General features: G+C 66.5%; 20 protein-coding genes. 17 read left to right on the top strand and 3 right to left on the bottom strand.

Annotated features, from left to right (window positions below):
- Positions 1 to 13 precede the first annotated feature (13 nt).
- The 5 genes from FB461_RS04700 (at position 14) to FB461_RS04680 (ending at position 8,337) form a co-directional block, all read left to right on the top strand.
- A complete protein-coding gene (locus FB461_RS04700) occupies positions 14 to 3,946 on the top strand; it encodes a fibronectin type III domain-containing protein (RefSeq protein WP_142119425.1) in 3,933 nt (1,310 codons plus the stop codon).
- Between the two features lie 103 nt (positions 3,947 to 4,049).
- The gene (gene aroC, locus FB461_RS04695) at positions 4,050 to 5,267 is read left to right on the top strand and encodes a chorismate synthase (RefSeq protein WP_142119423.1); all 1,218 of its coding nucleotides are present in this window, start codon (positions 4,050 to 4,052) and stop codon (positions 5,265 to 5,267) included.
- Entirely contained in the window at positions 5,264 to 5,821 is a 558-nt protein-coding gene (locus tag FB461_RS04690; protein ID WP_142119421.1) for a shikimate kinase, read from the top strand. The genes aroC and FB461_RS04690 overlap by 4 nt, the downstream gene beginning before the upstream one ends.
- Before the next feature lie 2 nt (positions 5,822 to 5,823).
- Positions 5,824 to 6,975, top strand: a complete 1,152-nt coding sequence (aroB, locus tag FB461_RS04685; protein ID WP_142119418.1) for a 3-dehydroquinate synthase — start codon at positions 5,824 to 5,826, stop codon at positions 6,973 to 6,975.
- A gap of 75 nt (positions 6,976 to 7,050) precedes the next feature.
- On the top strand, positions 7,051 to 8,337 hold the full coding sequence (locus tag FB461_RS04680; RefSeq protein WP_142119416.1) for a hypothetical protein: 1,287 nt from the start codon (positions 7,051 to 7,053) through the stop codon (positions 8,335 to 8,337).
- Between the two features lie 13 nt (positions 8,338 to 8,350).
- Here FB461_RS04680 and FB461_RS04675 read toward each other — a convergent pair whose 3' ends face one another.
- A complete protein-coding gene (locus FB461_RS04675; protein WP_142119414.1) occupies positions 8,351 to 9,457 on the bottom strand; it encodes an ABC transporter permease in 1,107 nt (368 codons plus the stop codon).
- Entirely contained in the window at positions 9,454 to 10,380 is a 927-nt protein-coding gene (locus FB461_RS04670) for an ABC transporter ATP-binding protein (protein WP_142119412.1), read from the bottom strand. The genes FB461_RS04675 and FB461_RS04670 overlap by 4 nt, the downstream gene beginning before the upstream one ends.
- Before the next feature lie 116 nt (positions 10,381 to 10,496).
- On the opposite strand from FB461_RS04670, the gene FB461_RS04665 reads away from it, so the two are divergent.
- The 6 genes from FB461_RS04665 (at position 10,497) to FB461_RS04640 (ending at position 15,066) form a co-directional block, all read left to right on the top strand.
- Positions 10,497 to 10,940, top strand: a complete 444-nt coding sequence (locus FB461_RS04665) for a type II 3-dehydroquinate dehydratase (protein ID WP_142119410.1) — start codon at positions 10,497 to 10,499, stop codon at positions 10,938 to 10,940.
- Between the two features lie 54 nt (positions 10,941 to 10,994).
- On the top strand, positions 10,995 to 11,714 hold the full coding sequence (locus tag FB461_RS04660) for a helix-turn-helix domain-containing protein (protein WP_142119407.1): 720 nt from the start codon (positions 10,995 to 10,997) through the stop codon (positions 11,712 to 11,714).
- Entirely contained in the window at positions 11,711 to 12,085 is a 375-nt protein-coding gene (locus FB461_RS04655) for a hypothetical protein (protein WP_142119405.1), read from the top strand. The genes FB461_RS04660 and FB461_RS04655 overlap by 4 nt, the downstream gene beginning before the upstream one ends.
- Before the next feature lie 91 nt (positions 12,086 to 12,176).
- On the top strand, positions 12,177 to 12,740 hold the full coding sequence (gene efp / locus FB461_RS04650) for an elongation factor P (protein WP_142119403.1): 564 nt from the start codon (positions 12,177 to 12,179) through the stop codon (positions 12,738 to 12,740).
- Complete coding sequence (nusB, locus tag FB461_RS04645) at positions 12,741 to 13,160, top strand: transcription antitermination factor NusB (protein WP_142119401.1); 420 nt, start codon at positions 12,741 to 12,743, stop codon at positions 13,158 to 13,160.
- Between the two features lie 46 nt (positions 13,161 to 13,206).
- Positions 13,207 to 15,066: an AMP-binding protein gene (locus tag FB461_RS04640; protein ID WP_142119399.1), complete on the top strand. Its 1,860-nt coding sequence runs from the start codon at positions 13,207 to 13,209 to the stop codon at positions 15,064 to 15,066.
- 501 nt (positions 15,067 to 15,567) lie between these two features.
- On the opposite strand, the gene FB461_RS04635 is transcribed toward FB461_RS04640, so the two are convergent.
- On the bottom strand, positions 15,568 to 15,819 hold the full coding sequence (locus FB461_RS04635; protein WP_142119397.1) for a hypothetical protein: 252 nt from the start codon (positions 15,817 to 15,819) through the stop codon (positions 15,568 to 15,570).
- A gap of 164 nt (positions 15,820 to 15,983) precedes the next feature.
- Here FB461_RS04635 and pyrR point away from each other — a divergent pair, with 164 nt between their 5' ends.
- From pyrR to carB, 6 genes are read left to right on the top strand one after another with little or no spacing between them, the layout of a single operon-like run.
- A complete protein-coding gene (pyrR, locus tag FB461_RS04630; protein WP_142119395.1) occupies positions 15,984 to 16,568 on the top strand; it encodes a bifunctional pyr operon transcriptional regulator/uracil phosphoribosyltransferase PyrR in 585 nt (194 codons plus the stop codon).
- Positions 16,565 to 17,557 (top strand): aspartate carbamoyltransferase catalytic subunit, encoded by a 993-nt coding sequence (locus tag FB461_RS04625; RefSeq protein ID WP_142119393.1) that lies wholly within the window; start codon positions 16,565 to 16,567, stop codon positions 17,555 to 17,557. Before pyrR ends, FB461_RS04625 begins: the two co-directional genes overlap by 4 nt.
- Before the next feature lie 41 nt (positions 17,558 to 17,598).
- A complete protein-coding gene (locus FB461_RS04620; RefSeq protein WP_425466903.1) occupies positions 17,599 to 18,921 on the top strand; it encodes a dihydroorotase in 1,323 nt (440 codons plus the stop codon).
- Complete coding sequence (locus tag FB461_RS04615; protein WP_142119391.1) at positions 18,918 to 19,544, top strand: PH-like domain-containing protein; 627 nt, start codon at positions 18,918 to 18,920, stop codon at positions 19,542 to 19,544. The genes FB461_RS04620 and FB461_RS04615 overlap by 4 nt, the downstream gene beginning before the upstream one ends.
- Complete coding sequence (gene carA / locus FB461_RS04610) at positions 19,541 to 20,758, top strand: glutamine-hydrolyzing carbamoyl-phosphate synthase small subunit (protein WP_246046014.1); 1,218 nt, start codon at positions 19,541 to 19,543, stop codon at positions 20,756 to 20,758. The genes FB461_RS04615 and carA overlap by 4 nt, the downstream gene beginning before the upstream one ends.
- Positions 20,759 to 24,073: a carbamoyl-phosphate synthase large subunit gene (gene carB / locus FB461_RS04605; protein ID WP_142119389.1), complete on the top strand. Its 3,315-nt coding sequence runs from the start codon at positions 20,759 to 20,761 to the stop codon at positions 24,071 to 24,073.

Genomic DNA, 24,073 nt, shown 5'->3' with positions numbered 1-24,073 from the left:
TCAGGAGTCAGACGTGACAGTTCGAGGGCGCATCGCCGCTTTCCTCGCAATCCTATTGACGGCGTTGGCGGGCGAGTCCGCAGGCGTAGCCAACGCGGCCGGGCCCGACGCACCAACGGGATTGTCGGCTAGCGCATCGGCGGACGGGACGGTTCACTTTCAGTGGATAGCCGCGACCGGTGCGAGCGCATATCGCCTCGAATGGTCCGCTGACCCCTCCTTCGCGAGTGGATCCGTGTCGACTGTGAACACCTATGCTCTCGATTGGATTTCTCCGTATCCTCTGGTGACCGACGCTGCGACGGAACTCTATTGGCGCGTGCGCTCCTATTCGCAGGCATTCACCGGTGAAGGTCTGCCGTCGCCGACCTCCGCAGTGAGCGTCGACGGAACTCTCGCCCCGTCACTGATTGCTCCTGCTGGGAGCGGCGTCACGACTATCGCCTACCCGGCCCCCACTACTTTCCACTGGGCACCCGTCACAGGTGCAGTCGGATACGAGTTGCAGTACACCTCCGATGTCTTCGATTCGGGTAATCCTGGATTAGTCACCACGACGGTCAAAGGAACATCTTTCACACCCACCGCACCCCTGAAACGCCGCGACGATGCCAGCCAGCAGACACTCACCTGGAAGTGGCGGGTGCGCGCCGTGCTTTACAACGGCACAACGGCGGCAACCCCAACCAGGTACGGCCCCTATTCGACGGAGAGCCAATTCCAACTCGTCTGGAACCTGCCACCAACGAATCTGCGCCCCAGGGACCTGACGGACGTGCCAGGAGAAGTCCAATCGGACCTGAAGTTCTCCTGGGACGCTGTACCAGGAGCGGCTAAGTACCGACTCACGTTCGGGACGGGGCGCAACGAGGCCGACGGTTCGATTCTGGAGCCCAAGACGGTTGACGTCTTCACAACCACGTACATCCCAACGTCAACGCTGCCAAACGTGGGCCGCTTCTGGCAGGTCACTCCTCTGGATGCGGCCGGAAACACCGGAACCTCGTCGCCCGTCCTGGAGTTCAAGAAAAAATGGCAGAAGCAGGTCGGACCAAGCGCCAGCGACCCAACAGATGAGCTCGTCTACCCCGAGGCGCTCACCGGCTCTACCAACCCGGGAACGCCGCCAGAGATGTACCTAGCCGACTTCGAGTTGACCTGGGAACCACTGCCACGCGCCACGTTCTACCTGGTCACCGTGTACGGGCCGACCGGCAACGTCTACTGCCGCACTGGAGCCACGTCCGCAACGATCATCGCTTACAAGTTCGATGGCACGGGACTGAGCGACAATCTCAAGTCTCATGGGGACTGCCTTTGGGTGTCCGACGTGACGAAGCAGATCCAGCCACGTAGTGACTGGACATACAGCTGGCAGGTGCAGGCGATCGACTATGCCGGTTCGCTCTCGACCGGCTACCAATCGGGCTCATCGTCCCCAGGGACGTTCCCCGCAGACGTGCTCATTTCCAACCCGTCACCGATGCGCTACTTCACCATCAAAGATGAGGACCGCACCGCACCAAGCAGCACGGCCGTCACCTTGGACCAGTCGGCCTTCACCGCGGATAACCCGCCGACAAAGATCGGCCATCCCGCACCGCTGATGACCTGGAACCTTGCCGGAAACGGCACCGGCGGCTTCGCGCCGGGGTACCAAGTGGAACTCTTCACCGACGCGACGCGCACCAACCCCATCGCCTCCTTCCGCACGCCCAGCCGGAAACTCCGCATCAATGGTGTGTTCAAAGACAACCAGACCGCTAACCCGTACTTCGCGGCCGTTCGCCCAATTGATCCCACCCGCACCGGGTATTCATGGACGAGTTCGGCCTACTGGTTCCTGAACGACCTCAGCGTTGACGCCTTCAGTTGGACCAAGGCAAGTACGCAACTCACCGGTCTTGCAGCCATCACGCAGGAGGACGGCTCGGCTCTGCTCAGTTGGAACCCGCAGCAGGTATCAGGCCTGCAAGACGGCGGCAGCCGCGGCTACCAGATCCGGATCCTCAACGGCGGTACCCAGATCGGGGTCACTAAGAAACTCGAATACCCCTTCTACGTGGCGCAAAAACCTGCCACATCCACCGACACGACCTTCCCGTCACCCATGACCGACACCCAGTTGCCCTTCGGGAACAACTACAGTTTCGAGGTCGCGCCACTCGATGCCAACGGGAACCCCGGAAGAACCACGGCGTACGGCCCGTTCACCGTGGGAATCTCTGCCCCGACGACCAACCCGGTCACCGCAATCTCCGGCGGTTCGGCAACGCTGTCCTGGAATGTCGTGTCGGCAGCAGTCAAATACGAACTCCATTACCGGCTCGTAGGGTCATCCACCTGGACCACGGTCAACAATGTTGGGCAGGTCTCGTCCACCCTCAACGAACTCGGGCAAGGTGCCTACGAATGGGAAGTGCGCGCCATCGATTCCGGTACGAATGCAAGTAACTGGCGCACCGGGACCGGATTCACCATCGGAACCGGGACAACGACCCTGACCACGGCCGATGCCGCTGTACTGCCATCGGTCGACCGCGTTCTGCGCTGGACCTCCACTGTGGGCGGGGCCGTCCGCTATCAGGTGCAGATCGCTGACGACGCGGCGTTCACCCAGGCCATCAAGAGCTACGAGACGGTGGCGACATCGTTTGCGATACCTGACGCGCTGACTGCCGGGAAACAGTACCAGTGGCGGGTGCGCGCTCTCGCGGAACCCGTGGGCGCCGGAAGCGCACTCAAAGTGTTGAATGTGTCCGCCACCCGTGCTTTCACCGTCCGGACCGTCCCGGCCAAAGTCGCCAAGCCCGCCGTCACACTCGAAGGCACGGGCGCCAAACTCACCTGGACGGCCCTCACCGGCGCGAACGCTGGAACTGACCAGCCCTTGATCTACATAGTCGCGTACCGCGAGTACACCACCGATACCGACTGGGCGGATGCCGCCGTGCAGCAAACAACGCCCGGTGAACCCTCCATGCTGGTCACCAGTCTGTTGCCCGGCAAAAAGTACCAGTTTCGGGTTGCCGCGAAGAACACCGAGGGGATCGGCCCCTGGTCCGACGTTGCGGAAAAGGAAACGGCCACGAAGCCGATCGTCGCCCCCACACTGACGGTCACCGCGAAACTTGGCCAACTTGACCTGACCATTGGGCGACTCAGCGGTGCGAGCACCGGCGGCTCCGCCATCACCGGCTATCAACTCGCATACCGTCGTAGTGCAGACGTCACCTGGACAACTATCAACCTCCCGGCCATTACGTCCCGATACACCCTCGACCGCCTTGCGAACGCCACGTCCTACCACGTCTCGGTCGCGGCGATCAACGGGGTGGGTGTCGGCCCAGCCGAGACAGTGTCCGTAAGCACCCTGGGGACCGCCTCTGCCCCTCGGAACGTTGCGGTGAAGCGCGGTGACAGGCAGGTGACCGTCTCATGGGTCGCTCCTGCGCAACCCAATGGTGATATCACCGGCTACGTGATCGAAGTCCGCCAGGGATCCGGCGCATGGAAGGGTGCGGGTTCCGTCAAAGCGGAGGTAACCAAGACGACTGTCACTGGTCTCGCCAATGGCAAGGCCCATCAGATTCGAGTCGCTGCCCGCACCAAGGTCGGACTTGGCTCCTACTCGGCCCCGATGACAGTGACGCCAGCTGGCAAGCCCATCGCTCCAGCAAAGATCACTGCCAAGTCCAGCAAGAAGGGCAAGATCACCGTCAAGTGGAGCAAGGCGGGTGCCAACGGCGCGAAGGTCACCGCGTACACTGTGCAGTTCTCCAACAACGGCACGAAGTGGAAAAAGGTCAAGAAGCTTGCGGCCACCAAGTTGAAGCTCGTGACCACGAAGGGCAAGCGCGGAAAGTCCGTCTACTTCCGGGTGATCGCTACCAATGCGCTGGGCAATGCAGTTCCGAGCCGGGCCGTCAGCGTAGTGCGCAAGTAGTCCACTCGAAGCGCCCGTCGCCGCCGCCGATTCGATCGATCCGCAGGAGATCGCCGCATCGGTGGCGGCGATGGGCTTGCGCGGAACATGGGAAGATAGATGCATGCTTCGTTGGTTGACATCTGGTGAATCGCACGGTCCCGCCCTTGTAGGAATCATCGAGGGGGTGCCCGCCGGACTCGACCTCGTGACGGACGACATCCGCGCCGCGCTGGCGCGACGCCGCCTCGGCTATGGCCGCGGCTCGCGCCAGAAGTTCGAGCAGGACGAGGTTTCGGTACTGGCGGGCCTGCGGCACGGAGTGACGCAGGGTGGACCACTCGCAGTCACCATTGGCAACACCGAGTGGCCCAAGTGGGTCGACGTGATGGCTGCTGATCCGGTTCCACGCGAGGCGCTGCTCAAGGATGCGGGCACGGGGGACGAGCGCGAGATCGCGCGCAATCGTCCGCTCACGCGCCCCCGACCTGGACACGCCGACCTGATCGGGATGCGCAAGTACGGCTTCGATGACGCGCGCCCGGTCCTCGAACGCGCCTCGGCGCGAGAGACGGCCACGCGCGTAGCGCTCGGGACGATCGCCGCGGCACTCCTCAAGCAAGTCGCCGGCATCGAACTCGTCTCACACGTCCTCGAGATCGGTGGCATCCGCGTCCCCGACGAGAACCCGCTTCCGACCCCGGCGGACGTCGCCGCGCTCGATGCCGATCCGGCGCGCGTGCTCGACACGGAAACCTCCGCCAAGATCGTCAGCCTGATCGACCAGACGCAGAAGGACGGCGATACCCTCGGCGGTGTGGTAGAAGTCCTCGTCTACGGCGTGCCAAGCGGCATCGGCTCCTACACGCACTGGGATCGCCGTCTCGACGCGCGCCTCGCGGCCGCGATCATGGGCATTCAGGCGTTCAAGGGCGTCGAGATAGGCGACGGATTCGCGACCGCGGCCCGCAAGGGTTCGGCCGCCCACGACGAGATCGTGCGCGGCGAATCGGGCACGATCGAGCGACTCTCGAACCGCGCGGGGGGCATCGAAGGCGGAATGTCGAACGGCCAGGTGATCCGCGTACGCGGCGCCATGAAGCCGATTTCCACGGTACCCCGCGCACTGCGCACCGTCGATGTCGTCACCGGCGAACCGTCCCAGGCCCAGCACCAGCGCTCCGACGTATGCGCGGTCCAACCCGCCGCTGTCGTGGCGGAGGCAATGGTGGCGCTAACCCTCGCGGATTCTTTGCTCGAGAAGTTCGGGGGAGACTCGGTGCCCGAGACGCGCCGCAACCTGGAATCGTACCTCGCTTCCATCCCGGAAAACCTCCGGTGACCAGCGCCGATTCGCGTCCGCTCGTCGTGCTCGTCGGCCCTCCGGGGGCCGGCAAGTCCACCGTCGGATCCGCACTCGCCAAGCGCCTCGCGGCGCCCTATCAGGACCTGGACGAACACATCGTCGCCGCGGCGGGCTCGTCCATTCCGCAGATCTTCGAAAGCCACGGCGAACCGCACTTTCGTCAATTGGAGGCGGAAGCGCTCGTCCTTGCCCTGACGGCCAACGGCGGTGTACTCGCCCTCGGTGGTGGCGCGCCCATCCCCGAGCGGAACCGCGCCGCCCTCGCCGAATACGCAGAGCGCGGCGGAACGATCGTGTTCCTCGACCTGAACGTCGATGTGGCAGTGAAGCGATTGGGCAGTTCCAACACCAACCGGCCGCTGCTAGCGGGGGACACGCGCGCCAGGTTCCGCGCCCTCGCCGAGGAGCGCCGCAGTGCCTACGAGTCCGTGGCGACCGTTACTATCGACACCTCGCGTCTCACCCCGCATCAGATCGCCGAAAGAATCGCGCAGCACGTCGCTGCGCGGGAATCCGATTCCAGGAGTTAGCCATGAGCGATCCGATCGCGCCGAATCACACACCGAGCGCCCCCACCCGTATCGAAGTCAACGCCGAACGCACCTACGACGTCGTCGTAGGCCGCCACCTGCTCGGCGAACTCCCCGGACTTCTGGGCAGCAAGGTCGCCAAGGTCCTGATCATTCATCCGGAGTCCCTTGAGGCGACCGCGCAGGGGGTTCGCGAGGACCTCGTCGAGCAGGGCTACGAGGCTCTCCTCGCCGTCATCCCCGACGCGGAGACCGCCAAGAGCGCCCAGGTCCTGGAGTTCTGCTGGCAGATCCTCGGTCAAGCCGACTTCACGCGCTCAGACGCGATCGTCTCCATCGGCGGCGGCACCGCGACCGACCTCGCCGGATTCGTGGCCGCGACGTGGTTGCGCGGCATCTCGGTCATCCACATACCCACCACCCTGCTCGCCATGGTCGATGCGGCGGTCGGCGGAAAGACCGGAATCAACACGGCCGAGGGCAAGAACCTCGTCGGTGCGTTCCACCCGCCGGCAGGCGTCCTGTGCGATCTAGCCGCGCTGGAGACGCTACCCAAGTGGGATCTGATCGCCGGCCTGGCCGAGATCATCAAGATCGGCTTCATCGCCGACCCCGTCATCCTCGACCTGGTGTCCGCCAACGCTCACGGGTTCGCCAACTGGCCGAACGTTTCGGATCGTCTCTGGGACGTCGTGCGCGATCTCGTCGAACGTTCGGTCGCCGTCAAGGCACGCGTCGTGTCGGAGGATCTACGCGAATCGTCGCTCCGCGAGATCCTCAACTACGGCCACACGTTCGGCCACGCGCTAGAGCAGGTCGAACGCTACGCCTGGCGGCACGGCGCCGCCGTCTCGGTCGGCATGGTCTACGCCGCCGAGCTTGCGCGCCTCGCGGGGCGGCTTTCGGACGAGGACGTAGCCAAGCACCGCGAAATCCTGACGGCCGTCGGCCTTCCGATCACGTACCGGGGGGACAAATGGAAGCAGTTGCTCGCGGCCATGCAGCGCGACAAGAAGTCGCGCGGCTCCATGTTGCGCTTCGTCGTGCTCGACTCGATCGGATCGCCGGGCCGCCTCGAGGGCCCCGATCCGACGCTCCTGGCGGCGGCCTACGCGGAGATAGCCAGGGACGAGTCCGCCGTCGCGCTAGGCTGACGTTGCCGAGGGCGGCGCGAGGCACTCCCATCGTCGGATGAAATCGGCACCGCGGGTGGCGAACAGGAGACCGACATGACCGAGCGATCGGCGCGCACCACGACGAAGCGACGCGGCGCCGGGACGGCGTTGATCGTCCTCAGCATCCTCTTCGCTCTCACGGCGCCGCTGGCCGCACTGGCCAGCGGATTGCGCACCCATTTCGTCACCACTGACGGGTTCGTCGCCGCTCTTGCACCGCTTGCCTCCGATCCGGCACTCCAAGGCGACCTCGCGAAGCAGACCGTCGCGGTAATCGAATCGCAGGTGAGCCTCGACGACCTCGCCCGATCAGGACTCGGCGCCCTGCTGATGGGAGACCGGCTCAACTTCTCGGAAGACCAGGTTGGGCTCCTGGCTGATCTCCTCGCCGGAGCGGCGCGAGATGCGCTTGCCGGTGCAGTCGCTGACGCGTTGGCCTCTCGGCGCTTCGCCGCAGCGTGGGAGCAGGCGCTTCGACTCAGCCATACCGCCGTCGATGCGCTCCTCATGGAATCCGGCCCCGGCGTCATCAAGCTCGACGGCGACGGGACGGTGAGCATTCAACTCAAGCCGATCATCGAGTTTGTCGCCGCGCGGTTGACCGAACGCGGTTACTCCTGGGCGAGCCGCATTCGCGCCGTCGATCGCGAGATTGTCCTGGTGCAGACTGCCCATCTGACCACCGCCCGCTCGGTCTACCAGGGAATCGACAGGGCCGGACGATTCCTCCCGTGGCTCGCCGTCCTTCTCGCCGCTGCGGGGGTATCGCTGGCGGCGGGGACCGCGCGCGGCCGCACCCGCCGCCGCGCCAAGGGGGAGACTGCCGCGTCACCAGTTGAGCAGGACAGCGGGACCGCCATCTCGCTGGTGGAGCAAGACAGCGCGACCGCCACGTCACCAGTGGAGCAGGACAGCGCGACCGCCACGTCACCAGTGGAGAAGGACAGCGGGACCGCCACATCGCTGGTGGAGCAGGACAGCGAGCCCCTCCGGTTGTCCTTGCAGCGTGCCACCTGGCGCGCCGGCGCGCGCTGGTTGGCCTTCGCCGCACTCTGGGCCACGCTCGCGACCGGAATCCTCGAGATCGTCATGCATCTCGCGCGCGGTGCTGGTGCCGAAGCGCTTACCGGATCCGCCGCCATCAGCCCGCAATCGGCCGATGCCGTGCTGCGAGCCGTGACCGGCGGGCTGTCGTACGCGCTGCTGGGAGCAGGGAGCGTGCTGGCTGGCATTGCCGTCGCGGCGTTCACGGTGGCGTTCCTCGCGCCGCGCTTTAGGCGTGGCCCGCGCCGCACCTGGGACAGCCACACAGCGGATGCGGCGCGCGAAGCCGCGGACTAAGTGACAGCGTCCACTACTTCTCGGCCGTCAGCGCATCCTTGAGCTTCACGCGGGCGCCGGTGCGCAGCACCGTCCTGCTGTACACGGCCGCCGCGAGGGCGATGCCGACCCACGCGGAGCCAGCAAGTACCGCTAGGGAGATCAGTGGCTCCCACCATGCGGCAGTGCCCATGAACACGCGGACGGGCATGGCCACGGGCGCGCTGAACGGGACGTAGGACGCGATGGCCATGACCGTCTCGTTCGTCGAGAAGAACACGACGACGAAGTACGGGGCCATGGCCAGCCAAGTAACCGGAGTGAGCACCGAGCCCGTGTCCTCGATCCTGGAGACGAGCGAAGCCGACCCCGCGTACACCGCCGCCAGCATCACGAATCCGACGACGAAGAAGGCCACGAACCAGAGCATCGACACGCTGAGCACCTGCAGGATGTCGGCCTGCCCAGTCACGACCAGGCCGATCATCGCCGTGCCCACGATCAGGGCCGTCTGTCCGACCGCGAGTGCGCTGTTTCCGAGGATCTTGCCTCCCAGGAGGGAGCGGGCGGGCACCGCCGACAGGAGGATCTCGACCGTGCGCGTCTGCTTCTCGACCACCGTATTCTGGGCGATCATCGAGCCGAAGGTGAGCGCGGCCACCATGAAGACGATTCCGAAGGCGAAGGACACGAGGTAGCGCAGCCCCTCTGACGTCGTGGGTGGTTCCAGCAGTTCCACGCGCGGAGCGGCCGACAGGGCATCGATCGCGTCGATTGGCGCGTCCTGCGCGGCCACTAGATAGAAGCCGAACGGGTCCTGTGCGGAGTCCGACGATGGAAGGATCGCCGCGTCCTCGTCCCCGGCCAGGACGGCAGCCCGAGCGGCATTCTCGTCCTCGTAGACCGTGACCTCAAGTGCGGGGTTGTCGGCAACGTAGGCCTCGGTCTGCGGGATTGCGGCGACGGGGGCGCGACTGTCCCCGCCCCCAAGCAGCGCGCTGCCGACGATGGCGGCGAGGATCAGCACGAGCATGACCACCGTGGAGATGATGAACGACTTCGAGCGCAGCTGCGCGCCGATCTCGCGAGCGGCGACGAGGCGGATAGCGGTGGAACTGCGAAGCGGAGCGTGGGCGGTCATTTGCGGTCCTCCCCATCGTCGTGCCCATCACGGGGTGCGGCATCGGTCACGACCTCGCGGAAGATCTCAGTGAGGCGGGGTCGCTGCGGCGCGAACTCTCGCACGGCCCCGCGCGCCAGCGCGTCGGCCAGAACGGATTGCGCGAGCGCCTCGTCCGGGCTGTCGAACGTCACCTCGCCCGGGCCGGTCTCGATGACAGTGACGCCCGGCCGGGTCGCTGCCGATACGTCGTCCGCGCGCAGGCGATAGCGCGGGGGAGAGTGCTGCTCGCGCAGTTCGTCCTTCGAACCGGCGGCGCGGATCTGGCCGCCCGCGATGATGACGAGGTCATCGCACAGTCGCTCGACCACGTCGAGCTGGTGGGATGACAGCAACACCGGAATCCCTCGTTCCGCGGTCTCCGTGAGCACGTTCAGGACGACATCGACCGCCATGGGATCCAGCCCGGAGAAGGGCTCGTCCAGGACCAGGAAGTCGGGCTCGTGGACCAGCGCGGCCGCGACCTGCGCGCGCTGCTGGTTACCGAGTGACAGTTGCTCGACCGGGTCACCCGCGCGATGTCCGAGTTCGAGCCGCTCGATGAGCGCATCGGCATTGGCGGTCGCCACCTCCCGGGAAAGACCGTGCAGGCGAGCGAGGTAGACGAGTTGTTCGCGCACCTTCATCTTCGGATAGAGACCCCGCTCCTCTGGCATGTAGCCGAATGCACTGCGGTGCCCGGCCGCCAGGGGAGTGCCGTTCGTGAGCACCGTCCCGGAGTCCTGGGACAGCACCCCGAGGATGATGCGCATCGTGGTCGTCTTGCCTGCACCGTTCCCGCCGACGAATCCAGTGAGCCGTCCGGGAGTGACATCGAATGAGACGTTGTCCAGCGCCTTGAGTGAACCAAAACTCTTCGATATCTGCCGTACCTGAATGGTCATGCGGCCCCCTTGTCTGTGTGCCTCCACGATATCGGCTTTGCGCAGGTCCGGCCGGGTGTGGAGGCGAAGGGCGCCTGAGCGTTGGTGGGGATCACCGGCGCGGATAAGATCGGATCATGCCCCATGTACTGGTATTGAACGGTCCCAATCTCGGTCGTCTCGGCGTGCGCGAGCCCGACGTGTACGGTTCCCTGTCGCTCGCCGACCTTGCGTCGTCCGTGGACGAGTGGACCGCCGGAACAGCGCTGACGGCGGAAGTCCGCCAGACCGACGACGAGGCCGAACTGGTGGGCTGGCTACATGAGGCGGTGGACGCTCGCGCCGATGTCGTGCTCAACCCGGCGGCCTTCACGCACTACTCCTACGCTCTGCGCGACGCCGCTGCGATGGTGACCAAAGGCGGGTTACGCCTCATCGAGGTTCACATCTCCAACCCGTATGCGCGCGAGGAGTTCCGCCACCTGTCGGTGATCGGGCCCATCGCGACCGGCACGATCGCCGGCTTCGGATTTGATTCGTACCGGCTCGCACTTGCCGCGCTGACGGGCCCGGCGTCCTGAGGAAATCAATCAATTCCGGTTGATTATTACAAAACAACCGAATAGGGTTGATTCATGTTCGTGCTGACGATCGACCAGGACAGATCCAGGGAAGGCGCAGACCGCGTCCCCGAGCTGCTGGCAGTGCTGGCAGGACTTGGCGGTCCGCGGGCGGCAACTGACCCGGGAGTAGCCGCTGCCGAGTTCACCCCCGGCTGGCTACTTCCCGCGGAACGCACCGCCGGGGACGAGGTCCAGATGGTGGCGATCGATCCGGCGCTAGTCGTTGCCGCCGCACGGTCCGCACTGCGGCTCGGCGGGTGGCAGATCGGCATCGGCATCGGGCCGCTCAACGACGCGACCGCCCGCGCATCCGACACTCGAGAGGCCAGCGGTCCGGCATTCATCGCCGCGCGCGAGGCGGTCACCGCAGCCCAGAACAAGCGCACCAACGTACCCTTCGTCGTGCGATCGGTCGACCCGCAAGCGGAACCAGCGCGCTTCGAGGCGGCGGTCCAGCTCCTCGGTGTCGTCTATGACCGGCGTACCGCACGATCGTGGGAGTATATCGATGCCACCGTTCCGGCCGGCGGCCACAACCGGATCGCGCAGTGGGCGCTCGCGCGCAGCGAAATGGTGGCGCAGACTGACATTGCCCGAACATTCGGCGTCAGCGCCCAGGCGGTGTCGCGTCACCTCCGACGCGCCGCCTGGAGCGAGGAACTCGCAGTCCTGCCGCTACTCGATGAGCTCGCCGGAGAACTCGTCCTCGAAAAAACCCAAGGAGAAGCGTGACCGCAGCACTCATAGGCGCAGGAGCCCTGATCCTCGCGGTCGCCGGCGGATACTGGTTCACCGTCGGGGTCCTGGCACTCGCGAGCCGGGGCGCACGGCGATCGGGGGAGGGACAGGGACCCTCGTCCAAGCAGGCCAAGGACGCCCTGCGCGGGGGACGCTGGATCGGCTACCTGGAACGCGCGGGGGTCGCAGCTGCGATCCTCACGGGTCAGCCGAGCGCAGTCGCGATCGTCGTCGCGGTCAAGGGCCTGGGCCGGTTCGCCGAGCTGAAGGGCAACCCCGATGCCTCCGAGAGATTCGTCATCGGCACGCTCGCATCGCTGCTGTTCGCGGCCGCCTGCGGCGGACTCGGCGCCTGGCTGATCTGACCCCGCCCCGCCTGGGCGCGAGACCAGCCGCCGGTTGGCGCTAGAATTGCTGACCGGCTCACTCAACCACTTTCGACTGAAAGGCCCCATCGTGGCGACCACCAACGACATCAAGAACGGGACCGTGCTGAACATCGACGGTCAGCTCTGGAACGTTCTCGAGTTCCAGCACGTCAAGCCCGGCAAGGGTGGCGCATTCGTGCGCACCAAGCTCAAGAGCGTGCTCACCGGGAAGGTTGTCGACAAGACGTTCAACGCCGGGGCCAAGATCGAGACCGCCAACGTCGACAAGTCCGACATGGAGTACCTGTACCACGACGGCTCGGACTACATCTTCATGAACACCTCGACCTACGACCAGGTGCCGATCTCGGACGCCATCGTCGGCGACGCCAAGGACTTCCTGCTGGAGAACACCGTCGTGCAGGTCGCCTCGCACAACGACGCTCCGCTCTACATCGACCTGCCCTCGTCGGTCGTTCTTGAGATCACCTACACCGAGCCCGGCCTGCAGGGCGACCGCTCCACCGGCGGCACCAAGCCCGCCACGCTCGAGACCGGCGCTCAGATCCAGGTTCCCCTGTTCGTCGAGCAGGGCACCAAGGTCAAGGTCGACACCCGCGACCGCTCCTACCTGGGGCGCGTGAACGACTAAGTGCCAGCTCGCAGCAAAGCCCGTAGGCGGGCACTGGACATCCTCTTCGAAGCTGAGCAGCGGGGTTCTGACCCGCTCGTGGTCCTCGCCGACCGCCGCATCGAGCCGGGCCCACGCCAGACAACCCCGCCGGAGTACGCCGGGGAGATCGTCGAGGGAGTCGCGACCCACCAGGGGGAGATCGACGAGATCCTCGCAACGTACTCGCGCGGGTGGACCATCGAGCGCATGCCCGCGGTAGATCGGATCGCGCTGCGCATCGGCGTGTGGGAACTGCTCTACGGCAACGACATCCCGAGCGAGGTCGTGCTGGACGAGTCCACGTCCATGGTCCGCGAACTGTCGACCGACGAGTCGCCCAACTTCGTGAACGGCCTGCTCGGTCGCGTCGTGCAGGTGCTGCCTACGCTGAAGGCGTGACCTTAGTGCCCAGATAACTTACGGTTGCGTAGGTTACGATCTGGGCATGGGAAGCACCGCGGAAGATCTCGTGTCAGAGTCGCTCGTGACCGCGCCGGACGGCACCTACCTGGCGTGCCCCGGTGTGCCGCGCGAGGTGGAGATTCCGGACGAGTCCCTCCTCGCCGCCTTCGGCCGGGCGGTGCATCTGCATCCGACGCGAACCGCCCTTTACTTCATGGGACGCAAGACGTCCTACCGCGCGTTGGGAGAGCAGGTCGCTCGGGCGGCGACCGCACTGCGATCCCTGGGAGTGGGCAAGGGCGACCGGGTAGCACTTGCGCTACCCAACTGTCCCAGCCACGTCGTCGCGTTCCTGGGCGCGCTGCGCCTCGGTGCGGTGGTCGTCGAGCACAATCCGCTGTACTCGGTCGAGGAACTGCGCAAGCAACTACTCGACTCGGGTGCAACGGTGGTCATCGCCTGGCAGCCGACCTCGCTGCGTGTGGCCGAGGCCATCCCCGAAACGGCTGTGCGTCACCTCCTGAGCGTCGACTTGTCCCGGGATCTGCCGACGTTCAAGCGATTCGCGCTACGGCTCCCGATCAGGAAGGCGCGCGAGACGCGTGCCCAACTGATGTCCGATGTGCCCGCGCGCGCCCTCGACTGGCACGGGCTCGTTGCCCGGTCCCGGCCACTGCCGCCTTCGTTCCCCTATCCGGGCGCCGAAGACACGGCTCTGCTCCAGTACACCGGGGGCACGACCGGGGTTCCGCGCGGCGCCGTCCTGACGCACCGCAACCTCGTCGCCAACGCCATCCAGGGGGAGGCATGGACGGGCCTGAATGCCAGCGATGCCGAACCTTCGGTGATGTACGGCGTGCTGCCGCTGTTCCACGCCTACGGGATGATGCTCACGCTCGCCTTCGGGCTCCGCGTGGCCGGAACGATCGTGCTGTTCCCCAAGTTCGTTGCGAAGGAGGTCGTCGAGACCCAGCGCCGCATCCCCGGAACGTTCATGGCGGCCGTCCCGCCCATGCTGGAGCGCATCGTCGCGGCCGCCAAGAGCGAGAAGGCCGACTTCAGTAGCATGCGATACGTGCTCTCCGGGGCGATGGCGCTGCCCGGCGCGACCGCAGAGGCATGGGAGGCGCTCACCGGCGGCTACGTGATCGAGGGCTACGGGATGACCGAGTGCTCACCCGTGGCCCTCGGCAATCCGATCGGCCCGCAGCGGCGTCCCGGCTGGCTGGGACTGCCGTTCCCGTCGACGCAGATTCGCGTGGTGGATCAGGACGACCCCGAGCGCGACGTCGCCATCGGGGAGCGCGGCGAACTGCTGATCGCCGGACCCCAGGTATTCGCCGGCTACTGGGGCGCGGACGATGCGGACCAGCCGTGGGTTGAGCGCGATGGCGTGCGGTGGCTCCGGACCGGCGACGTGGTGGTCGTCGATGACCGCGGCTTCGTCAAACTCGTCGACCGCGTGAAGGAACTCATCATCACGGGTGGCTTCAAGGTGTTCCCCTCGCAGGTCGAGGCCGTGCTGAACCAGATGCCCGGCGTCCAGGAGGTGGCCGTAGTGGGGCTGCCCGGCGGGGACCTGGGGGAGCGGGTCGTGGCCGCCATCGTGCTACCCGAGGGGGCTCCGGGGCTCCCAGAGATCGACCTGCCCGAACTGCCGCACCTGGAGCTTCCGCACCTCGACCTGCCCAGCGTGGAGATCCCCAAGGTCGAACTGCCCAAGGTCGAGATCCCCAAGGTTGACCTGGACGCGGTGCGGCACTGGTGCTCCGAGCACCTCGCTCGCTACGCGATCCCCAAGGAGATCTTCATCGTCAAGGAGCTGCCGAAGTCGCAGATCGGCAAGGTCCTGCGCCGTGTGGTGCGGGATGACCTCGCCGCAGGGCCACCAAAGTCCGACTGATCGGCGCCTCACCCGTTGACCGCAGCCAGCCTCACCCGTTGGCCACATCAAAGTTCAGTTCGCGGTATGAAATTTGTAGGGGCCAACTGAACTTTGATGGGGTGAACCGTCGGTTCGTGGCAGCTAGCGCCCTTGGCCATGTTCAAAATGAGTTGCTCGGCATCCAGATGCGCCAACGTGGCCTCCAGAACGCCCGAACTGTACCTGGCGTCCTTGCGCGCGCGAAGGAGCGCGGCGTAGCGCGCATTGACATGAGGCTGCTCGAGGTCTTGGGGCTGCGCGCAGGTTCCCTCCCCGCGAGAGGCCTGTAAGCAGCGGCCCGAGGAACAGCAAGCGGACCAGCAATAGGAGGATGAGCGCAGCCACCGCCACCAGCAGCGCACGGAAGCCGTCGTCGAGTGCATCCTCAACGTCTGGGCGCGATGCCCCACCAAATGCCGATGCCAGGAACGACCCAGGTGAAGAAGAGACCAAGCACTACGGCCGAGATGATCACCAGCGTCACCGCCAAGGCGCCAATGGATGAGAACTCACGGCGGAAGGTCGCCGCGGGCATCGCCGTGGAAGCAGCCTAAAGAACAGCGTGAGTACGATCTCCGGCTCGATCTGGACGTCCGGCACGAACGGCAGCAGACTCGTCCCGATACCCAGGATGACCAGGATGAGCGGGGCCGCGATGCGAATCTTGGCAGCGATGCCCCCCGCAACCGCAATGACGGTTAATGCGAACACGGTGATGCGCAGAAAGTCCACGAATTCCTCCCGAGGTAGCGAGGGGCGCAGTTTGTCGGTGCGGCATTCGTATCATCACCGGTCGCTTGTGGAATTCGACCGCCGCAGGTGTGCGCTAGAATCCTTCCTTGGGTTCATCACTTCTTTAAGACCCGTCCTGTGAGGCGGGAAAGGAGCACACGGCCATGAGCAGTTCCGCTGCATCCAGCCAGGCGCGCGTCGTCCTATCCAGCGCCGACATCGATCGGGCGCTGACTCGCATCGCCCACGAGGTGATCGAGCGCAACAAGGGCGCCTCGGACATTCTCCTGCTCGGCATTCCCACCCGCGGCGTGCAACTCGCGAGCCGGCTCGCGGCGAAGATCCGCGCCGTCGACCCCGAGTCTCCCGAGGATCTCCTGGGCCGGCTCGACATCACGATGTACCGCGACGACCTGCATCAGGGTCCCGTGCGCGCGGTAGGTGGCACCGAGATCCCCGCGACCGGTATCGATGATCGCGTTATCGTCCTCGTTGACGACGTCCTCTTCTCCGGGCGCACCGTCCGTGCTGCGCTCGATGCGATCAAGGACCTGGGCCGCCCGCAAGCCGTTCAACTCGCCGCACTGGTCGATCGCGGTCATCGGCGCCTGCCGATCCGGCCCGACTACGTCGGCAAGAACCTCCCGACATCCATCGACGAGCGCGTGCGCGTTCAGATTGACGAGATCGACGGCGAGGATGCCGTGGTCATCGAGCAACCCGAGAGCGACGGGGAGGCGGCGCGATGAAGCATCTGCTCTCGACGCAGGACCTCAGCCGCGACGAGGCCGTGCTCATCCTCGACACGACCGCGCAGATGGCAGCCACCCAGGAGCGCGAGGTAAAGAAGCTCCCCACACTCCGCGGACGGACTGTGGTCAACCTCTTCTTCGAGGATTCGACCCGCACGCGAATCAGTTTCGAGACGGCCGCCAAGCGGCTCAGCGCCGACGTCATCAACTTCTCGGCGAAGGGCTCGTCCCTGTCCAAAGGTGAATCGCTCAAGGATACGGCGCTCACCCTCAAGGCCATGGGCGCGGACGCCGTCATCATCCGGCACCAGGCATCGGGCGCGCCGCACACGCTCGCGACCGCGGGCTGGCTGGATGCCCCCGTGATCAACGCGGGCGATGGCACCCACCAGCACCCCACGCAGGCTCTCCTGGACGCCTACACAATGCGACGCCACCTTGTCCCATCTCCGCTGGGAAAGGACCTGGCGGGGCTCAAGATCGTGATCGTCGGCGACGTACTCCACTCGCGCGTCGCACGCGCCAACGTCCACCTCCTCCACACGCTGGGCGCGCGCGTCACGCTCGTGGCCCCGCCCACGCTCCTGCCCGTGGGCATCGAGTCGTGGCCCTGCGAGATCTCCTACCATCTGGACGAGGCCATCGACGCGGTTCAGCCGGACGCGATCATGATGCTCCGGGTCCAGCGGGAGCGGATGTCCAGTTCGGGCGGCGGGTTCTTTCCTTCGCCGCTCGAATACACCCGCCTGTACGGGCTCGATGGCCGCCGGCTGGCGCGGCTCCCCGACCACGCGATAGTCCTGCATCCCGGCCCTATGAACCGCGGGCTCGAGATCAGCGCCGATGCCGCCGACTCGCCGCGCTCGGTCATAGTCGAGCAGGTCACCAACGGCGTGGCCGTGCGGATGGCCGTGCTCTACCTCCTACTGACCGGCCGCACCGACGCCGCCACGACATCGCTCAACGCCCCGAAGGAGAACTCGTGAACCCCAACCAGCAGGCACTGCCTGACGGCACCGGACTGCTACTGATCGAGGGCGCGAGCCTGCTGGGTGAGCAGGAGCGGGACATCCTCGTGCGCGGCGGCGTGATCGCTGAGATCGGGGAGCCCGGATCGTTGCGCAATACCCCTGACGCCCAGGGAGCGTACGTGGTCGATGCACGCGGGCTGATCGCCCTGCCAGGGCTGGTGGACCTGCACACGCACCTGCGCGAACCCGGCCGCGAGGACGCCGAGACGGTCGAATCCGGCACGCGCGCCGCCGCTGCGGGCGGATTTACCGCCGTTCACGCCATGGCCAACACCTCACCGGTCCAGGACACCGCCGGCGTCGTGGAGCAGGTGCTGCGCCTCGGCGAGAAGGCCGGCTGGGTGGACGTCGTGCCGATCGGTGCCGTCAGCGTGCGCCTGGAGGGGGAACAACTCGCCGAACTCGGGGCGATGGCGGATTCCGCGGCTCGGGTCCGGGTCTTCTCCGATGACGGGAAGTGCGTGTGGGACCCGGTGCTGATGCGCCGCGCGCTCGAATACGTCAAGGCGTTCGATGGTGTTATCGCGCAGCACGCGCAGGAGCCCCGGCTGACCGAGAACGCGCAGATGAACGAGGGGATCGTTTCCGCCGAGATCGGCCTCGCCGGCTGGCCCGCCGTCGCCGAGGAGGCGATCATCGCCCGCGACGTCCTGCTCGCCGAGCACGTCGGGTCGCGCCTCCATGTCTGCCACCTCTCGACCGCCGGCTCGGTGGAGATCATCCGCTGGGCCAAGTCGCGCGGCATCAACGTCACGGCCGAGGTGACCCCGCACCACCTGCTGCTCACCGACGACCTGGCGCGTACCTACGACCCGATCTACAAGGTCAACCCGCCGTTGCGAACCGCTGCGGATGTCGAGGCCGTCCGCGAAGGACTCGCCGACGGCACGATCGACATCGTCGCGACCGACCACGCCCCGCACCCGCGGGAGGACAAGGACTGCGAGTGGGCGGCGGCCGCCTTCGGCATGACTGGTCTTGAAACCGTCCTGTCCGTGGTCCAGCAGACCATGGTCGACACCGGGCGCATGACCTGGGGCGATGTAGCCCGCGTGCTCTCGGCGGCGCCGGCAAGGATCGGCCGGATCGACGAGGGACCAAGGGCCCAGGGACGACCCCTGGCCGCCGGGGAGCCGGCCAACATCACGCTCGTCGACCCGAAGGCCACGCGCGAGGTGCGGCCCGCCGATCAGCAGACCGCGTCCGAGAATTCGCCGCTGCGCGGACGCGAGCTTCCCGGTGTCGTGCGTGCCACGTTCCTGCGCGGCCGGGCCACCATCCTGGACGCCGCGCCGGTGCGGATCGAGGCAGGCGCGTGAACCTGCCCGTACCCGTCGCGGTCGGCCTCTGGGTCGTCCTCGGCCTCGTCCTGCTCCTCGCGGTATTGATCGGCTTCGCTCGCCGCCGCAAGGACGGTGGTGAGCTCGTCCCGAGCCTCTATCCGGTGCCGGGCGCGTCGGAACTCGGCACCGCGCTAGCGGGTCCGCTCCACGCCATCTACGTCTCGACCACGCCGCACGGCGACTGGCTGCGCCGGATTGGCGTGTTCGGACTCGGCAACCGGTCAGACGCTATCGTGACTGCGTACCCGGCGGGAGTCCATATCGCACGGCGGGGCGAGCAGGACATCTTCATACCGGCCGACACGCTCACGGAGCGTACCGCCGCGACGGGAATCGCCGGCAAGTACGCACCACATGAGGGCCTGGACATCATCACCTGGCGGCCGGCCGGTGGCGGCCCGCCCGTCGACAGCGGGCTACGCGTCGTCGAGCGGGGCGAGCGCGCCGCACTCGGCGACGCTGTCGACGCGCTCATCGTGCCTGTTGCGCCAGAATCGGGGGCCAAACCCGGTGCGCTGCCCGGGCCGGCCGGCACCCAGCCCTCATCGCCAACATCAACTAGCACCCCAAACCCAATGACGTCTGAGGAGTCTTCGTGACACATTCGGCTGGCGCAACGTCTGCGCTGACAAACTTCCACGCGGACAGGGCGGTGCTCGTCCTGGAGGACGGACGCGCCTTCACGGGCAGATCCTTCGGCGCCCGCGGGGTAACGGTGGGGGAGATCGTCTTCAACACCGGCATGACCGGCTATCAGGAAACCCTGACCGATCCGTCGTATCACCGCCAGATCGTCGTCATGACCGCCCCGCACATCGGGAACACCGGCATCAACGACGAGGACGATGAGTCGCGCAAGATCTGGGTCGCCGGATTCATCGTGCGCGATCCGTCGCCCCGGCCATCCAACTGGCGTTCCGAGCGCAGCCTCGAGTCCGAGCTGGAGGCGCAGGGCATCGTCGGCATCAGCGACATCGACACCCGCGCGCTGACCCGCCACCTGCGCGAGCGCGGAGTGATGCGCGCCGGCATCTTCTCCGGCGAGGAACTGATCGACCCGTCAGGCAGGGACCTGCCCGTGGCCGACCTGGTGCACAAGGTGCTCGCCGCGCCGAAGATGGCCGGCGCCGACCTCGCCCGCGAAGTCTCGACCGATCAGGCATTCACGATCGAACCGCAGGGGGAGCGGCGCGCGACGGTCGTCGCCGTGGACCTCGGCATCAAGTCGATGACACCCCTGCGCATGGCGGAACGTGGCATCCGAGTTCACGTGGTGCCCTCGTCCATCACCATCGAAGAGATCACGGCCCTCGAACCCGACGGCGTGTTCTTCTCGAACGGCCCCGGCGACCCCGGGGCCGCAACGCACGAGGTCGAGCTGCTGCGCGAGGTGCTGGATCGCAAGATCCCTTACTTCGGCATCTGCTTCGGCAACCAGATCCTCGGGCGCGCCCTCGGCTACGGCACCTACAAGTTGAACTACGGGCACCGCGGGATCAACCAGCCGGTGCTGGACCGGGAGACCAGCAAGGTGGAGGTCACCGCGCACAACCATGGCTTCGCCGTGGACGCACCCATCGACGGCGAGTCCATCGCCCCGCACGACGGCGGGCGCTACGGTCGCGTGGTCGTGTCTCATGTGGGTCTCAACGACAACGTGGTGGAGGGACTGCGCGCGCTCGACGTGCCCGCGTTCTCGGTGCAGTACCACCCGGAGGCCGCGGCCGGACCGCACGACGCCGCCTACCTGTTCGACCGCTTTATCGACCTGATGCAGAACAACGGCGTTGCCGCCGCAAACGAGGAGAAGTAAGTGCCACGCCGCGATGACATCCAGTCCGTAATGGTGATCGGCTCCGGGCCGATCGTGATCGGGCAGGCCTGCGAGTTCGACTACTCGGGTACCCAGGCCTGCCGCGTTCTCAAGGAGGAGGGCCTGCGGGTCATCCTCGTCAACTCCAACCCCGCGACGATCATGACGGACCCCGAGTTCGCCGACGCCACGTACGTGGAGCCGATCACGACCGAGGTCCTGACCTCGATCATCGCCAAGGAGCGCCCCGACGCGTTACTGCCGACCCTGGGCGGGCAGACCGCGCTGAACGCGGCGATCGGCCTCGCCGAGGCCGGCGTGCTCGACCGCTACGGCGTCGAGCTGATCGGTGCCAACATCGCCGCGATCGAGAAGGGCGAGGACCGCGAGCAGTTCAAGCAGGTCGTTGAGGTCGCCGGGGGAGAGTCGGCTCGCTCGGCGATCATCCACACCCTGGACGAGGCACTCGAGGCCGTCATCGACCTCAAGTACCCCGTCGTCGTGCGCCCGTCCTTCACCATGGGCGGTCTCGGCTCCGGCATCGCCTACGACGAGGCGGACCTGCGCCAGATTGTGGGTCAGGGTCTGCACTACTCGCCCACCACCGAGGTGCTGCTGGAGGAGTCGATCCTCGGGTGGAAGGAATACGAACTCGAACTGATGCGCGACAAGCACGACAACGTCGTGGTCGTCTGCTCGATCGAGAACGTGGACCCGGTCGGCGTGCACACGGGCGATTCCATCACCGTGGCACCGGCGCTCACGCTGACGGACCGCGAGTTCCAGCGGTTGCGCGACATCGGCATCGCGGTCATCCGCGAGGTCGGCGTGGACACCGGCGGCTGCAACATCCAGTTCGCCGTTCACCCCGACACGGGGCGCATCATCGTCATCGAAATGAACCCGCGCGTTTCGCGCTCGTCCGCGCTCGCCTCGAAGGCGACGGGCTTCCCGATCGCGAAGATCGCCGCGAAGCTCGCGGTGGGCTACACCCTGGACGAGATCCCCAACGACATCACCGAGTCGACTCCGGCGAGCTTCGAGCCGACTCTCGACTACATCGTCGTCAAGGTTCCGCGCTTCGCGTTCGAGAAGTTCCCGGCGGCCGACGACACGCTGACCACGACCATGAAGTCGGTCGGCGAGGCCATGGCGCTCGGCCGTAACTTCACCGAGGCGCTCGGCAAGGCCATGCGGTCGATCGACAAGGCGGGCTCGACCTTCCACTGGGACGGCGAGGCACCGAGCGGAGCGGAACTAACGGAACTGCTCGAACTCATCAAGCGCCCCACCGAGCAGCGCATAATCCAGGTGCAGCAGGCTTTGCGCGGCGGCGCTTCGGTGGACGAGGTCTACGCCGCCACCGGGATCGACCCTTGGTTCCTTGACCAGATCGCCCTCATCAACGACGTGGCGAACGCTGTGCGTTCGGCCGACGCGCTGGATGCCGATCTGCTGCGGTTCGCCAAGCGCCACGGGCTCTCGGACAAGCAGATCGCCTCGCTACGCGGCATCCATGGCCGCGGCGCGGCGACCGTGTTCGAGATCCGCAAGGCGCTCGGCATCCGCCCCGTGTTCAAGACGGTCGACACCTGCGCCGCAGAATTCGAGGCGCGGACGCCGTACCACTACTCGTCCTATGACGAGGAGACCGAGGTGCGCCCGCGCGAGCGCGAGGCCGTGATCATCCTCGGATCCGGACCCAACCGCATCGGCCAGGGCATCGAGTTCGACTACTCGTGCGTGCACGCAACGCTTGCCCTATCGGACCAGTACGAGACCATCATGGTCAACTGCAACCCCGAAACCGTCTCAACGGACTACGACACCTCGGACCGCCTGTACTTCGAGCCGCTCACGCTGGAGGACGTGCTCGAGGTCTACGAGGCCGAGCTAGCGGCGGGACCGATCAAGGGCGTCATAGTCCAACTCGGTGGCCAGACCCCGCTGTCCCTCGCGCAGGGACTGGCTGATTATGGCGTGCCGATCCTCGGGACATCGCCGTCCGCGATCGACGCGGCCGAGGACCGTGGGGAGTTCGGGCGCGTGCTCGAAGAGGCTGGACTTCCGGCGCCGGCATTCGGCACTGCCACGTCCGTGCAGCAGGCCATCACGGTGGCCGAACGCATCGGGTATCCGGTGCTCGTGCGCCCGTCCTACGTGCTCGGTGGCCGCGGCATGGAGATCGTGTACGGCCGCGAGCAACTCACCTCGTATGTGCAGCGCGCCCTCGACGCGGCGATCGCCACCGGCGGGCACCTTGCGCCCATCTTGATCGACCGCTTCCTGGACGATGCGATCGAGATCGACGTGGACGCGATCTACGACGGCGAGGACCTGTACCTCGGCGGCGTGATGGAGCACATCGAGGAGGCAGGCATTCACTCGGGTGATTCCGCGTGCGTGCTGCCGCCGGTAACCCTGTCCCGGCAGGAAATCGACCGCATCCGGCGTTCGACCGTGGCCCTGGCGAAGGGCATCGGCGTGCGCGGCCTCATGAACGTGCAGTACGCGCTCGTCTCGGACGTCCTCTACGTGCTCGAGGCCAACCCGCGGGCGTCGCGCACCGTCCCGTTCGTCTCCAAGGCGACCGGCGTACCGCTCGCCAAGGCGGCCGCGCGGGTCATGGCGGGTGCCACGATCGCCGAACTGCGGGCCGATGGGTCGTTGCCCGCCGATGGCGATGGCGGCTCGATCAACCCCAACGCCCCGCTGGCCGTCAAGGAGGCGGTGCTGCCGTTCAAGCGCTTCCGCACCCGTGCGGGCGTTGCGGTGGACACCGTGCTCGGTCCCGAGATGCGCTCCACGGGCGAGGTCATGGGCTTCGACGCGGATTTCCCGACCGCATTCGCGAAATCGCAGGCCGCCGCGTTCGGCGGGCTACCAACCAAGGGACGAGTATTCGTCTCGGTCGCTGATCGCGACAAGCGATTGGCGGTACTGCCTGTCAAGCGCCTCGCCGAACTCGGCTTCGAACTGCTGGCGACGGAGGGAACCGCGCTGGTGCTCAAGCGGAACGGCATCTCCTCGGTGCAGGTGCGCAAGCAGTCCGACGGCCGGGGTCCGAACGGCGAGCCGACGATCGTGGACCTGATCTCGACCGGCGAGGTCGACATGGTCATCAACACGCCGAACTCGCAGGGATCGCGCGCGGACGGCTACGAGATCCGCGCCGCCACGACCGCCGCGGACAAGGCGATCATCACGACCGTGCAGCAACTGTCGGCTGCGGTGCAGGCGATCGAGGCGCAACTGCATGGCGGGGCGTTCGACGTTCACCCGCTGCAGACCTACGTCGTCAAGCCGGGGGCCTGA

This window comes from Rarobacter faecitabidus (assembly GCF_006716265.1).
GTDB classification, from domain to species: domain Bacteria; phylum Actinomycetota; class Actinomycetes; order Actinomycetales; family Cellulomonadaceae; genus Rarobacter; species Rarobacter faecitabidus.
The sequence above is the reverse complement of the archived record's forward strand: the minus strand, read 5'-3'. Positions and strand labels throughout refer to the sequence as shown.